At 50.0% G+C, this 13,987-nt stretch carries 10 protein-coding genes; 2 read left to right on the forward strand and 8 right to left on the reverse strand.

Annotated features, from left to right (window positions below; translation table 11 throughout):
* Positions 1 to 20: 20 nt before the first annotated feature.
* From HP552_RS22945 to HP552_RS22955, 3 genes are all read right to left on the reverse strand, one after another.
* Entirely contained in the window at positions 21 to 440 is a 420-nt protein-coding gene (locus tag HP552_RS22945) for a hypothetical protein (RefSeq protein ID WP_175397716.1), read from the reverse strand.
* A 279-nt stretch (positions 441 to 719) separates the two neighbouring features.
* Complete coding sequence (gene nasC, locus HP552_RS22950; protein WP_175397717.1) at positions 720 to 2,852, reverse strand: assimilatory nitrate reductase catalytic subunit NasC; 2,133 nt, start codon at positions 2,850 to 2,852, stop codon at positions 720 to 722.
* A 19-nt stretch (positions 2,853 to 2,871) separates the two neighbouring features.
* The gene (locus tag HP552_RS22955; RefSeq protein WP_175397718.1) at positions 2,872 to 5,058 is read right to left on the reverse strand and encodes an FAD-dependent oxidoreductase; all 2,187 of its coding nucleotides are present in this window, start codon (positions 5,056 to 5,058) and stop codon (positions 2,872 to 2,874) included.
* A gap of 433 nt (positions 5,059 to 5,491) precedes the next feature.
* On the opposite strand from HP552_RS22955, the gene HP552_RS22960 reads away from it, so the two are divergent.
* On the forward strand, positions 5,492 to 6,721 hold the full coding sequence (locus tag HP552_RS22960) for a nitrate/nitrite transporter (RefSeq protein WP_175397808.1): 1,230 nt from the start codon (positions 5,492 to 5,494) through the stop codon (positions 6,719 to 6,721).
* A 73-nt stretch (positions 6,722 to 6,794) separates the two neighbouring features.
* On the opposite strand, the gene fabF is transcribed toward HP552_RS22960, so the two are convergent.
* A complete protein-coding gene (gene fabF, locus HP552_RS22965) occupies positions 6,795 to 8,039 on the reverse strand; it encodes a beta-ketoacyl-ACP synthase II (protein WP_175397719.1) in 1,245 nt (414 codons plus the stop codon).
* 140 nt (positions 8,040 to 8,179) lie between these two features.
* Here fabF and HP552_RS22970 point away from each other — a divergent pair, with 140 nt between their 5' ends.
* Positions 8,180 to 9,046, forward strand: a complete 867-nt coding sequence (locus HP552_RS22970; RefSeq protein WP_175397720.1) for a helix-turn-helix transcriptional regulator — start codon at positions 8,180 to 8,182, stop codon at positions 9,044 to 9,046.
* A 120-nt stretch (positions 9,047 to 9,166) separates the two neighbouring features.
* Here HP552_RS22970 and HP552_RS22975 read toward each other — a convergent pair whose 3' ends face one another.
* The 4 genes from HP552_RS22975 to HP552_RS35640 form a co-directional block, all read right to left on the reverse strand.
* Complete coding sequence (locus HP552_RS22975) at positions 9,167 to 10,006, reverse strand: MetQ/NlpA family ABC transporter substrate-binding protein (protein WP_175397721.1); 840 nt, start codon at positions 10,004 to 10,006, stop codon at positions 9,167 to 9,169.
* 74 nt (positions 10,007 to 10,080) lie between these two features.
* Entirely contained in the window at positions 10,081 to 10,752 is a 672-nt protein-coding gene (locus HP552_RS22980; protein WP_175397722.1) for a methionine ABC transporter permease, read from the reverse strand.
* Entirely contained in the window at positions 10,749 to 11,534 is a 786-nt protein-coding gene (locus HP552_RS22985) for a methionine ABC transporter ATP-binding protein (protein ID WP_175397723.1), read from the reverse strand. The genes HP552_RS22980 and HP552_RS22985 overlap by 4 nt, the downstream gene beginning before the upstream one ends.
* Positions 11,535 to 11,665: 131 nt before the next feature.
* On the reverse strand, positions 11,666 to 13,951 hold the full coding sequence (locus tag HP552_RS35640) for an outer membrane protein assembly factor BamB family protein (protein WP_175397724.1): 2,286 nt from the start codon (positions 13,949 to 13,951) through the stop codon (positions 11,666 to 11,668).
* Positions 13,952 to 13,987: the final 36 nt, after the last annotated feature.

Below are 13,987 nucleotides of genomic sequence, written 5' to 3' on the forward strand. Positions count from 1 at the left end.
AATCTCCTCCTTATCACTCACTACCATAGACGTCCGGCAAGCATGGTAAATCGAACGAACACCAATTCGTCATCTTCCTGCAGCTCCAATGGTTCATCCAGGTCCTGCACTTCCTCATCATTAAGAAACACTTTGTATAGCCCATCTTCATGTGCTGTCACAGCCGTTTGCACCGCTTGCTCCAGATCGGGCATGACCTCGTTATACACCGTCCCAAATCCTACTTTTCCGGTGGATTCCTGTACCTGAATATCCTCAGGCATTAGATAAGTGAGCAGTTCTGCACTGCTCTGCTTGTTCTGAAGAGCGTTGACTTGCAAACGTACCATGCTCTTGATTAGTTGGCGTAACGTTCCGGTTGTTTCCGGAAGTTCTGCCCTTTGCTTGGCAATTGCGGGTTTACGCTTGCCCAGGCTTTTGACCGTGACCCATACGTTCACTACGCTCTCCTCCGCTTCTTCTATATAAATTGAACTACTAATAACGTCTCTGTCTATCGAAAAAACAAAAAAATGCGTACACATGTACCCCTTATTAGCATGATAACCAATATCTCTTCCACAATCATGAGCCATTTCTCATGTTTACCTGAACCCTCCGCACTATTGCATTTTAACGTACTTACGCAAAAAAAGCCGGGCTGTTCCAATAACCTTGGAACTCCCAGCCACTTCAGCAGTCTATCCGACTTGCATTGTGTTAAGGAAACATAACGTCGATCATCTGGCCAATCGCATTGGACGAATCGTTACAGCAGCCGTTTTGAAGCCTGGCATACGGCAGTATGGGTCCAGATCGGGTCTTGTCGCCCGATTGACGTTTTGAATGCCTCCCCAGTGCATCGGTACAAACAGCGTATCTTCCCGAATATTTTCTTTGATGCGGGCACGAACATTAAAGCTGCCATGCACAGATTGAATCTCTACCCACTCACCATCCATAATTCGATTACGAGCAGCTGCTGCCGGATGCAGTTCAACGAAATTCTCCAATTCACGGGCTTCCAGAGTTGGACTGCGGTGGGTCTGCACGCCGGTAAGATAGTGCGGAAGCACGCGGCCATTGGTCAGAATCAGAGGGAATTCACGGGATACATCTTGCCAGCCCGGGCTCAATTCGCTTGTAAATGCAGCCTTGCCGTCATCATGGGCGAACCGCTCAACGAACAGCAGGCCTTCCCCCGTATCTTCCAGAGAAGAGCAAGGCCAATAGATCCCTTTTTCCCTTCGCAAACGTTCATAGGTCATTCCATAATAATCAGCAATCCCGCCCCGGCTCGCCATCCTCAGCTCGTTAAAAATATCTTCGGCACATCCATATTGAAAATAGGGAGCTTTGCCGAGTCCGTCAGCAATGGAGCATAGAATATCCCAATCATGGCGTGCTTCACCCGGTGCCGGTCTGCCCTGTTCACGCAAAAGAACCCGGCCCTCCAGATTGGTCAGCGTGCCTTCGTTCTCCAGATAAGCCGTGACCGGGAGCACCACATCGGCCATTTTTGCCGTTTCGGACAGAAACATATCCGCCACGACCAGAAACTCCAGCTTGCGGAGTCCCTCTTCTACCAAACGTACATTGGGATTGGATACGACCGGATTGGAGCCCATCACAAGCAGGGAACGAATTTCCTGATCATGAACCCGTTCCATCATTTCGTAGGCGGATACGCCTTTTCCCGGTAAGCTTTCAGGCTCCACTCCCCAGACTGCTGCTACATATGCACGGTCCTGCTCATTCTCTATGGAGCGATATCCCGGCAGCTGATCAGCCTTCTGTCCATGCTCCCTTCCGCCCTGTCCGTTTCCCTGTCCAGTGATTGCGCCGTAGCCGCAGCCAGGCTTGCCAATTTTCCCGGTTGCCAGTACCAAATTAAGAAAATGCCGGACAGCGAGATGTCCATCCGTTTGCTGCTCCACTCCACGTGCTGTCATTATCATGCCTGTCTCAGCCTGACCATAGGCCATTGCAGCCTGGCGGATCAGAGACAGGTCCACCCCGCATTGTACTGCGGCTTCTTCCAGATCAATCTCGCTCAGTGCATTCTGCAGCTGCTCATACCCATGGGTTCTGGCCCCGATAAACTGCTCGTTCACCAGTCCGGCTTCCATAATTATTTTCAGCATGATGTTCGCAAGCAGTGCGTCCATTCCCGGCTTGACCTGCAAATGAAGATCAGCGATCGCTGCAGTGGCCGTCTTGCGTGGGTCAATAACGATAATGTAAGCCCCGTTCTCCTTCGCCTGATTGAAATAAGGCAGCAGGGTTGGCTGGCACTCCGCAACGTTGGTCCCTGCGAGCACAATACATTGAGCCCGCGGGATATCGGACAATCGAAACGTCAGACCCCGGTCCATACCGAATACTTTACTTCCGGCAGATGCGGCGGCAGACATACAGAACCGTCCATTATAATCAATGTATCGTGTACCTAACGCAACTCTTGCAAATTTACCAAGCAAGTAGGCCGTCTCATTGGTCAGAGAGCCTCCACCATATACTCCAATGGTATCTGCACCGTGTCGATCTCGAAGGCTGGCAAAGCGTTTCGTAATCAGCTGAATGGCTTCAGGCCATGAACACGGTACCAGCTCACCATTCCGACGAATGAGCGGCTTCAGGAGTCGCTGTCCACTAAGTGCATGTTGATGCGCATTCATGCCCTTGACGCATAATCTTCCCTGTGAAGCCTCATTCGGTACGCCTTCAACCGTGTACATGGCACGGCGTTCACCAGCAATTGGTCCAGCAACTTCTTCGACGGTCATTTTGCACTGCACGCTGCAATAAGGACATTGTGTCTCCCGTACATACAGCTTCGAACCAGCCGAACCGTACTCAGCTGACGATTTCATTTCCATCCCCGCCTTTCAATCAAGTAAAAGTCACTTCGCCCACTTCTCTGCCAACCAGCTCATGCTGGAATTGTTCATCCAATAAATTCTCTCGGATCGACATGAATCCTAATCGCTCTACCCATGCCCAGAGGGGTTCATCGTACCAAGCCGTCCGGCGATACCACTCCATACATGCCGAGATGAGCCGTTCCGCATCTTCTTCCATCTCGGCAAGTCCAAGGAGCCTTCCCTCCTTCACCGGATTTGCTGCATGACCACCCACGTAAATTTCCCAACCTGCAGGAGATTGCTGCAAGCCAATATCCTGTACAATGGGGCTTACCCAGGAACCGGCTCCGGCAGACACGGCCACTCTCACGGGAGAAGGCATTTCTGTCCCTCTCCACCTAAGTTGAAGCTGCTCTGCCAACGATTCGAACTTCAGCTCATCCGCATGGACTTCAATACCCGTAAAGGTACCCCGAAGTTTATCGTTCCACGTCTCAGCCTGGTCAAGCTGCTGCACGTTCATCTGCCTTCTGGAGATCAGCACATAATAACGAAGTGCAGGACGGCAGATGCGGCAGCCTTCTTCTGTTTTCCAGTCCAGCCTTTGCATAATCCTTTTCATTTCATCGCTCTTATTGATCTCACGTACGCGATCTGCTGAAGATTCAAGCAGACAGCCATCTCCAGAAGACATCGGATCCAAAGCTTCTTTTAGCGAGGCATGATCCAGGTCCGTACAGCTGCAAACAGGCCTTTCTAAGGACTTCACTGCTCCTGCTGCTGTCACCGCTCCGTTTGCATCACCGCCGTTTTTCTTGAGATTCAGGGTATGCTTCACCAGTGCTGCGACCATAGGGCGACATCCGCCGCAGGAACCGGAGGCTTTGGTATGTTCCTTGACCTGTTCTGCCGTTTGCAGCCCCTTATCCTGAATGGCTCTCATAATCGCCACCTTGTTTACATTGTTGCAGGCACATACCGTCTCTTGTTCAGGCAATGCCGCTGCAGCCATCTCTGCAGGATCCGGGCCATCTTCACGGGGAGCCAGCGCAGTAACTTCAGCCCCCCGCTGAACAAGACCCAGTAAGCTTGTGCTTTCCGTTGTATCCCCGAACAGGATCGCCCCACTTACTTTCCCATCCTTCATTAATACTTTTTTGTACGTTCCGCGAATGCCATCAAGCATCTGTACAGCCGTCTGCATTCCGTCTCCGCTAATATGGCCGGCCGAGAACACATCAACACCTGATACCTTCAGCTGGGAGTATGGAATGGAACCTCTGTACTCTGTTGTCTCCTGTCCGCACAGCCAGCGTGCGAGAACCTTGCCCTGTTCATATAAGGGAGCAACAAGTCCATAACTGATTCCCCGATGCTCAGCACATTCCCCAACGGCGTACACATCCGGCACACTCGTACGCATATAGTCGTCAACCACAATAGCCCGATTGGTCCTGATTCCGCTCCGCCTGGCCACATCAACATGGGGACGAATGCCCACGGCAATAACGACAACCTGAGCTTCAAGCTTTGAACCATCCGTAAATAGAAGTCCCTGAGCCTGTGACCGGCCAACAATTTTCTGTGTGTTTTTGGCTAATAGGAATGTCATGCCCTGCGCTTCAGGTTCTCGCTGAAGCATGGTCGCTGCCTGCATATCCAATTGCCGATTCATAATATAGGGTGCGTTATGCACGACTACGGCTTCCATACCCAAATGCAGCAACCCACGCGCAGCTTCCAATCCAAGCAATCCACCACCGATGACGGCTGCCTTACGATGCTCCTTGGAATATTCGGACATGCGTGTGCAGTCGTCTATGGTCCGGAAGGACATTACCCTCTCTTTATCCACACCCGGAATGGGCGGAATAAAAGGCGCGGACCCTGTTGCCAAAATCAGAATGTCGTAAGATTCCTTTATCCCGGATACCGTTTCAATGGTTTTGGCCTGCGTATCGATTCTGTGGACCATCTCGCCCGTGCACAGCCGAATGCCATGCTGCTCATACCAGGTCCAATCGTTAATGATAATGTCCTGCAGCGCATGCTCTCCCTGCAGCACTTTCGATAACATGATCCGATTGTAGTTGGGCCGCGGTTCATCCCCATAGATGACAATCTCATAGGTATCCGAAGAAAGCGCAATAATCTCTTCCACACACCTAACACCTGCCATGCCATTGCCGATAACGACCAATTTCTTCTTGCTCATGGGCTGCCCCCTGTCTCTGTTACATATCGATTTAAAAATAAACAGAAAAATCCCTTCTCCATTCATTAGGAAAAGGGCACCGTTGCCTCCGGAACTTACACGCCTTTGTGTGAGTTCATATTAAATTCAGATTACGGCAATCCTCATTGTATGTCAATAAAATTAACACGGAAAATATGAATTTATGTTTCTGAACAATTCATTTCAAAATTTATGTTATTTTTGTTGACATAAATAAATTCTCTTTTTATAATTTGAATCAAAATCACAGTGCTGTGATCAAATCAGGTGCGGGAACACAATGACGTGTCCTGCCTGTCGGCAATGAGGCCGCAAATCGTTCAACATCTGGACGAATTGCGGCCTTTTTCTGCCTAAACATGCACATAGACAGGTTAAGATTATTCTATTGGATGAGGAGCGATGCTAAATGATGGAGAGCAAAAGTTTTTGGAAGAGCGGGCATAAGCCCAGCCTCTTCGGGGCATTTCTGTATTTTGACATCAGTTTTATGATCTGGGGCATGCTGGGCCCACTTGCGGTTGTTATTGCAATGGACTACCCGATGACCCCCTTGGAAAAAGCCAATTTGGTGGCACTGCCCATCCTTGGTGGCTCCATTCTTAGACTCGTTCTTGGCTTTATGTCCGATTATATCGGTCCAAAGCTCACGGCGCAGATTGGTATGGGTGTAACGCTTGTCCCTCTATTGCTGGGCTGGCTGTGGGTGGACTCGCTAAGCCAATTGTACGTGGTTGCTCTTCTGCTCGGTGTTGCTGGCGCCTCGTTTGCCGCTGCTCTACCCCTGGCAGGACAATGGTATCCCAAGGAGCATCAGGGACTTGCCATGGGGATCGCCGGAGCAGGTAATAGCGGAACAGTACTTGCTACCCTGTTTGCCAATCGGCTGGCAACTCATTTTGGCAGCTGGGAAGTTGTATTCGGGCTTGCCATCATTCCAATCGTGGTCGTGTTCATCCTGTTCTCCATCTTTGCCCGTAACAGTCCCCACCGACCAGCACCGAAGAAGCTGTCTGAATACGGCACATTGCTGAAACAAAGAGATGCCTGGGTGTTCTGTGCATTTTATTGTGTGACCTTTGGCGGTTTTGTCGGGTTGTGTAACTATCTGACCATCTTTTTTAACACCCAGTATGGCCTGTCCCCTGTTCGCGCCGCCGATATCACAACCTTTTGCGTCATTGCAGGAAGCTTCTTCCGACCTGTCGGAGGTTACCTGGCAGACAAAATCGGGGGTACACGCATGCTGACATTCCTTTATACTGGTGCATGCATCATGCTTGTAGGCGTGTCTTTCCTCCCGCCCCTTCCCGTTGTCGTCGTCATGTTATTCCTGGGCATGATGTGTCTTGGGGCCGGTAATGGTTCCGTGTTCCAGCTGGTTCCACAACGATTCGGCAATGAGATCGGTCTGATGACCGGGATTGTTGGCGCAGCTGGAGGCTTGGGCGGATATGCACTTCCGCTGATTCTGGGTCAACTGTACAGCTCCTACCAATCCTATACACCAGGATTCGTTATCCTCAGTCTTATCGCTGCCGCATCCATGCTGCTGGTACTGATTATGCAGTCCAAATGGCGCGGCCAATGGCTGAAAAATTCCTTCACAAGCAAAACGGAATCCACATCCCTCACTTCATAAACGATATGGTAACTGCATCATAACCTGAAAAGAGAACAGCACAGCCCTTTGGCTGGTGCTGTTCTCTTTTTTGTCAGGATGAATATTTACGAAAGACAACGACGGCATTATGCCCGCCAAAACCAAAAGAATTGGACATGCCAACCTGCACTTCAGCCTCTCTCGCTTCATTTGGCACGTAATCCAGATCACACTCCGGGTCCTGCTGCTCCTGATTGATCGTTGGTGGAATGAGTCCATGCTGCAAACTTTGGATTAGAGAGATGGCCTCAGCTCCACCAGCAGCTCCTAACATGTGTCCTGTCATTGACTTGTTAGCCGTTACCGGAATGCGATAAGCAGCTTCACCGAAGAGTTGTTTAATCGCTCTGGTCTCCGAGAGATCTCCCGCTTCGGTACTGGTCGCATGGGCATTGATCAGATCCACCTCATGGGGCTGAAGCTTCGCATCAGCCAGCGCAGCTCTCATGGCCAGATATGCTCCTCGTCCTTCCGGGTGGGTCGCAACCATATGATATGCGTCTGAACTGGCTCCATACCCAACAATCTCGGCAAGGATCTGAGCATTTCTGGCCCGTGCGTGTGCCAGTGATTCCACGACTACAATCCCTGCCCCTTCTGCCATAACAAATCCGTCCCTCCCTGCGTCAAAGGGTCGACTCGCCGTTTCATAGGTTTCATTTCTTGTCGATAATGCGGTCGCATTACCGAAGCTCGCCAGTGAAACTTCAGTGATGGCAGCTTCTGTACCCCCGGCAAAAATCACATCTGCGCCTCCGTCCCGGATGAGCCGATATGCTTCCCCTATGGCAGTATTGCCAATGGAACAGGCAGTTACGGGTGAAAGGGTTGGTCCCCAGCATCCGAACCTCATGCTCACCATGGCAGCTGCCATATTGGAAATCATCATGGGCACAAGGGTTGGACTGACCCGGCCAGGACCACGTTCTGACAGCAGCTTTCCTTGCTCCATCAGTGTTTGAATGCCGCCAATGCCGGATCCAATGTATACCCCTACTCGCTCCCTGTCCAGCTTCTCCATATCCAGACCCGAATGCACGAGGGCATCGTCAGCTGCTGCTACAGCGAATTGGCAAAATCGATCCATACGGCGGGCTTCCTTGCGTCCGAACCGCCCCTCCCCGTCAAAATCCCGGACGACACCGGCCATTTTTGTTTTATATGAAGTTGTGTCAAAGGCATCAATACGTGTTATGCCCGATTTCCCTTGCACAAGCCCGTTCCAAAATGTATCTACATCATTACCCAGTGGTGAGACGATCCCCATTCCTGTAATAACAACCCGTTCGCGTTCCATATACCAATCATCCTCCTTGGACACTTCTTGCTTGCAACTGAACTTCTGCATTTATATTGGCACGTGCAATATCCTATTACAAGTTGTCAATTATAATAGTATAATGACTACCATGATAAACGAGGTTGAGGTGGAATGAGATGAACCAGGATGTCCGGCTTCAGGCATTATCCGTATTTCTGAAAACACAACGTGCCAAAATTGCCCCGGCGGCGGTGGGATTGCCAGAAGGCACCCGGCGTAGAACACCGGGTTTGAGAAGAGAAGAAGTAGCGCAATTGGCGGGTGTAAGCACGACGTGGTACACCTGGCTTGAACAGGGAAGGGATATCCAGGTATCCCATTCGGTACTCGATAACATTGCGTCCGCCCTCAAGTTGACCTCGGATGAACGAAAGTACTTGTTCTCTCTAGCCATGGAGCATTACTCAGAGCTCCACATCCGAGAAGAAGAACCTTATCAGCTTCACCCTTCCTTGCAAAAGATACTGCAGGAGCTCCAGAATTGTCCCACCATCATTTCGGACCGCCGCTGTTACATCGTTGGCTGGAATGACGCAGCCCGCCATGTCTTCATCGATTTTGAGCAGATTCCTGCCGAACAGCGAAACATGATCAGTCTATTGTTTGAACGGAAGGAATTCCGAAGACTGGCGGTAAACTGGGAGGATTTTGTTCTCGGATACCTTGCGATCTTCCGTGCTTATTACGGTCAATATGTAGATGATGAATGGTACAATTTATTTCTGAACGAAATGATGGATCGATATCCGGAATTTCAGTCCCTGTGGAAACAAAGCAGTGTGAGCAGCGCCCCGGATGTTCTGATCGAATTCAGACATTCCCGAGCAGGCAAGATGTTGTTTGACCTCACCTCATTACAGGTTCAGGGAAGTACAGATCTGCGATGCAGCATATACACACCTGCACAGGATACAGCAACCGAGCGGAAACTGATGCGCCTTATGGAACGGGAGAAGGAACGCCACTCTAATCCTAACGTTTAAGCATTACAACAACACGTATAATCAACAACAAAAAAGATCCGGGCGGGTTCCGCTCGGATCTTCTTATTGATCAGTCAGTCCTTTTGAATCAGGTACTGATCACTTTATTCACATTAAACTTTATTCAAACGCCGGAATCGCGATGTCAGCATACTTCTCTTCAAAGAAGGCCTTCACTTCAGGTCCTGCCATACGTTTTGCCAGCTTCTGAATTGCTTCGGAATCCTTGTTGTCCTCACGTGCAACCAGGGTGATGGCAAAATGGGAATCATCCTTCTCCGTGAACAGCGCATCCTTCTTCGGTGTAAGTCCCAGCGGGCTTGCATACGCTGGTGTCATGGCAACCAGATCTGCATCATCCAGCATGCGGGCCAGCATCAGGAGATCTACTTCCTGGAACTTGAAGTTTTTTGGATTATCGATGATGTCTGATTGTGTTGCATTGAAACCGGCGCCTTCTTTCAGCTTGATCAGGCCGTTCTGTTCCATCATGACCAGGGAACGTCCAATGTTGGACGGGTCGTTGGCAATAGCCACCGTTGCTCCTTCAGGCAGTTCATCGATGGATTTATACTTTTTGGAATAAGCGCCATAGATCGCGTTGTAAATCGGCTGTACAGCGACCAGATTAGCGTTATTTGCTTCGTTGAATTGGTTCATGTAAGGTACATGCTGGAAGAAGTTTGCATCCACTTCCTTGTCCGCCAGTGCAGTGTTCGGTTGAACGTTATCGGAAAGAACAACTACTTCCAGATTAACGCCATCTTCTTTCAGCAAAGGTTTCACAATATCAAGCACATCTGTCATTGGCGGAATCAATGTAGCTACTTTCAAGTTGACTTCCTGTGTGGTTTGGCTACCTTCATTGCTTCCTTCTGCAGCAGGTGTCTCTTCTTTTTTACCGCACGCGGCTACAACCAGCATAACTGCGAGCAGCATAAGTACCATTTTTGCTTTCATCTGCGTTTAACCCCTTCATCATGTAATCTGTAGTGCGATACTGAATTCTTCTCATCTGTAAACCCTGTGTTTCGTCATGATCTCCGGTCGAGCCAGCGGGACAGTCTGCTTCCGGTAAACTGGATCATCTGTACCAGAATGATCATAACAATGATCGTAAATACCATGAGATCTGTCTCAAATCGCTGATATCCGTACCGAATGGCAAAATCACCAACGCCTCCACCGCCCACAATGCCCATCACCGTGGAATAGGAGATAAAGCTGATCGTCGCTGTGGTCAGCCCCAATACGAGACCTGAACGTGCTTCCACATACAAAAATTTCAGCACAAGCTGCATCGTCGATGCACCCATGGATGATGCAGCCTCAACCACACCTTTGGGCACGTCGAGCAGGGCCTGTTCCACCAATCTCGCATAATAGGCAATGGCAATGACCGAGAGTGGAACAGCCGCCGCGAGCGTTCCCATCGCCGTTCCAACGATCATTCGTGTGAACGGAATCATGAATACAACGAGCAGCAAAAACGGGAACGAACGAATGATATTTACGAGGCTGCCTAAAATCGTGAACAGGGGCCGGTTCTGATACCGCTGCCCTCTTCTGAACAGATACAGCAGGGTGCCTAGCGGAAGGCCGATCAGAACAGCTGCCGCGATCGAGATCCCTACCATGACAAAGGTCTCTCCGATGGCCTGCCATATTTCATGCTGATACTTCAACACGGATTCAGGTATCATCATTCATTGCCCTCCACTCCCGCCGTCGCCGCCTCTTCACCAGTGAGCAGGGATGTCAGCAAATCGGGCTGTGGTGCGGGAATGCTGCGAACTTCGGCTTCTGTCAGCGTCCGGACAATACGTCCTTCCTTCATAACAGAAATCCGGTGGCAGAGTCTTCGCGCAACCTCCATCTCATGTGTAACCAGCACAATAGTTACGCCCAGCGTCTCATTGACGTGACGCAGCACGTCCAGAATACCATTCGTCGTCTGTGGGTCGAGCGAAGATGTCGGTTCATCGCAGAGCAGTACATCGGGCCGGCTCGCAAGAGCCCTTGCGATCGCCACACGCTGCTTCTGTCCGCCACTTAACTGGGCAGGATATTGCTTCGCCTTATCCTCTAAACCTACAAACTTCAGCACCTCAAGTCCACGTTCTTCCCGTTCTCTCCGGGATACACCCGCCAGTTCAAGAGGCATGCACACATTGCCGCTAACCGTCCGGTTGCTCACCAGATTGAAATGCTGAAAGATCATGCCAATGGATCGGCGCGCCTGACGAAGACTGCGTTCGTTCATTCGTGTCAGGTGCTGTCCACCAACGGTTACTTCACCCGTATCCGGTTTTTCGAGCCCATTAAGCATGCGAAGAAGCGTCGATTTCCCTGCACCACTGGAGCCGATGATACCGTGAATCTCCCCCTGTCCCACTTCAAGCGAGACAGAGCTTAACGCCTCGAATCCCTGATCGGCCCGGGACCCGCGTTCGTTATAACGCTTGCTTACGCCATATAATGAAATCATGGAGAATCCTCCTGCGATTAATCGTGCATGGTTCTTCGAGAACACATGAAAGAAAGCCCGCACAGCCGATAACCGGAGCGCGAGCAATCCTGTTCATTTATAATAATGCAACATTCGTTGTGAGACAAGCCTTAGCGAGAGATATCTGTGTTTAACTCCTCTGCATTATATAAGCTAAATCGTCCGTTCGACGAACCGATGTATACTTCATCCCCTACCCGATTCATGGTTCCATTCTTGGCGTCCCTGTCCCGGTGTTCCGGTGATCCCATGACTACGTCATGCACGCGACCAATGAGCGTACCATCCTCTTTGTTCATGACCAGCAGGTCCTCACCCATGGGTAACAGCAGTTGATCGTCAATCAACAGGTAACTCCCCTGGTTAGTGGGGTACTTCAAGGTGGAGATAGTGTTTTTTGCATTCCAGCGCGTCTCCCCTGTATGATAATCCAGCGCAGCCGGGTAACCGTTTTTGATCACAAATAATTGATCACCTTCCACAAGCCCCCGTTCAACTTTATCGTTCAATGTCCACCTTTTTTTGTTGTTCTTGGCATCATACAGTGTAGTTGTAAAATCGAAATAGTCTCCATAGTGATCGCCTTTCTTGTTCTCCCGGATCAGCAGCATGCCATCATTCAACACTTCGAAACGCTGCCCGTTCCTGGCCGGGAAGTGAGCGAGCTTCTTGCCTGAAGTCAGATCGACTAACACCCACTGATCCCCGAGCAGCATCCAACGTTCAGACAGTGCCTCCGTGAACGGATCAAGACGGGTTATTCCGTCGAAATACGGATCATTCTCGATATAATCCACAGTGGGTTTCCCTACCTTGATGCTCCATACAGTTCGGCCTGAAAGCGAGTCGGCTGCAATCAGCTGATTTTTCTCCCAGTACATGACATACGGGTCATCTGCCGACTGATTGAACAATTGATATCCGGCACTTAACTTCCTTGTCCAGAGTGTTTTTCCACTAGAGCTATTCAGCACCTTTATTCGTCCCTGACTGGAGCCTTCCTTAACCGGACTATCCACTACCACGACATTCTTCGCAGCTGTAATCCCACGAAGTGACAGTTTGGAGCCCGGCTTGTACTCCCATATCACTTTCCCATCCGATAGTTTAATGTGACGTATGCGGTCCTTGTATTCCTTATCTCCCGGAGCATAAGACGTATAGAGGGTTACACCCTCGCGCTTGGTATCCGTATATGCTTGGAGTGCCCCGAATCCTGCGTGTATTTCCCATAATTTTTTGCCTGTACGTCGATCAAGGGCATAAACCGACTTATCGTAATGCATGCCGCTAAATCCACCATCGTCGCCTTTCATCAGGAGTACATCTTCCGTTGCTGCTTGCAGAAAAGGATAGTTTAACTCTCCCTGATTGGTCCATGTTGATTTCCAGGGCAAAGATGAAGGCAGCGTTTTGCCGAGAATTTTGGTTGTGAATTGATAGTCGTCAGAACGGCTGAAATGCCAATCGGAAGGTACGACATTGTTTCGATCATCCAGCGTTAGGTTCCAGCGTGTTTGCATCAGTCTGCCAGCCTTGTTGAATGTCACCAGAAACTGTGCATCTTCCCGTTCATATCGCCAGGTCTGTCCAATGCTCATGGAATAATTGGTTTCATTCAGATTTTGGGAATTCTCTTTCCAATCCGGTTCGCCAAGCCATTGTGCGACTTGTTTGGAGGTTGTGGTTTTGCTGAGCATAATATCCGTCAGATGACGCACATCTGTTGTAGACATGGAAGCTTGATCCCCAAACCAGGCGTCAGCTACATAGGCACGCTGCTGTACATCTTTCGCCTTAACCCAGAGTATTGCCGGACGATATACATTCGACTCTTTGTTCCAGATACGCGGAGCAATCGATATTCCATACCAGTCCTTCGTCGTTGCAACGATCAGGGCATGATCCGTTAGAGCATCATCAGAAACCCAGCTTGTCTGGCTCCCAGGATACAGATACAACTTACTGCCTGCTCGGAGTGTAAAATTTTGCGGAGCGGACCCTTTCAGGGTTTTGCTATCTTTGGATGCATACCATGCAGGTACCCAGTGATCCCCTCGACTGTCATCCTTGAACCTGAGCCATTCTCCCCGAACAGTGTGCACTTTTATTTTTTCTTCACTGGACGTATAGGACTGTATTCTCATCAGATCAACGGGAACGCTATGATCAACCGTTTGGGCATACAAAGGCAGGCCTTTCCCCAATGTTACGGTTTCCCCAACTTTATAGGTTATTTGTGCCGCTAAGGCTTGAGTAACTGAGCCTGAGGCCTCCCCTTCACCTGCGGATACGTTTAAATCCAGCACCAAGTATCCCGTAACCATCAGAGCGGCTACGCCGGTCATGCTAATCCATTGGTAACCCCTCTTGCGCCAGTTCCCGCCTGTCTTCACGTCTGTTCACCCCATCCGTTTGAAGTTATTTCCATT

The organism is Paenibacillus xylanilyticus (genome assembly GCF_013359935.1).
GTDB lineage: Bacteria > Bacillota > Bacilli > Paenibacillales > Paenibacillaceae > Paenibacillus > Paenibacillus xylanilyticus.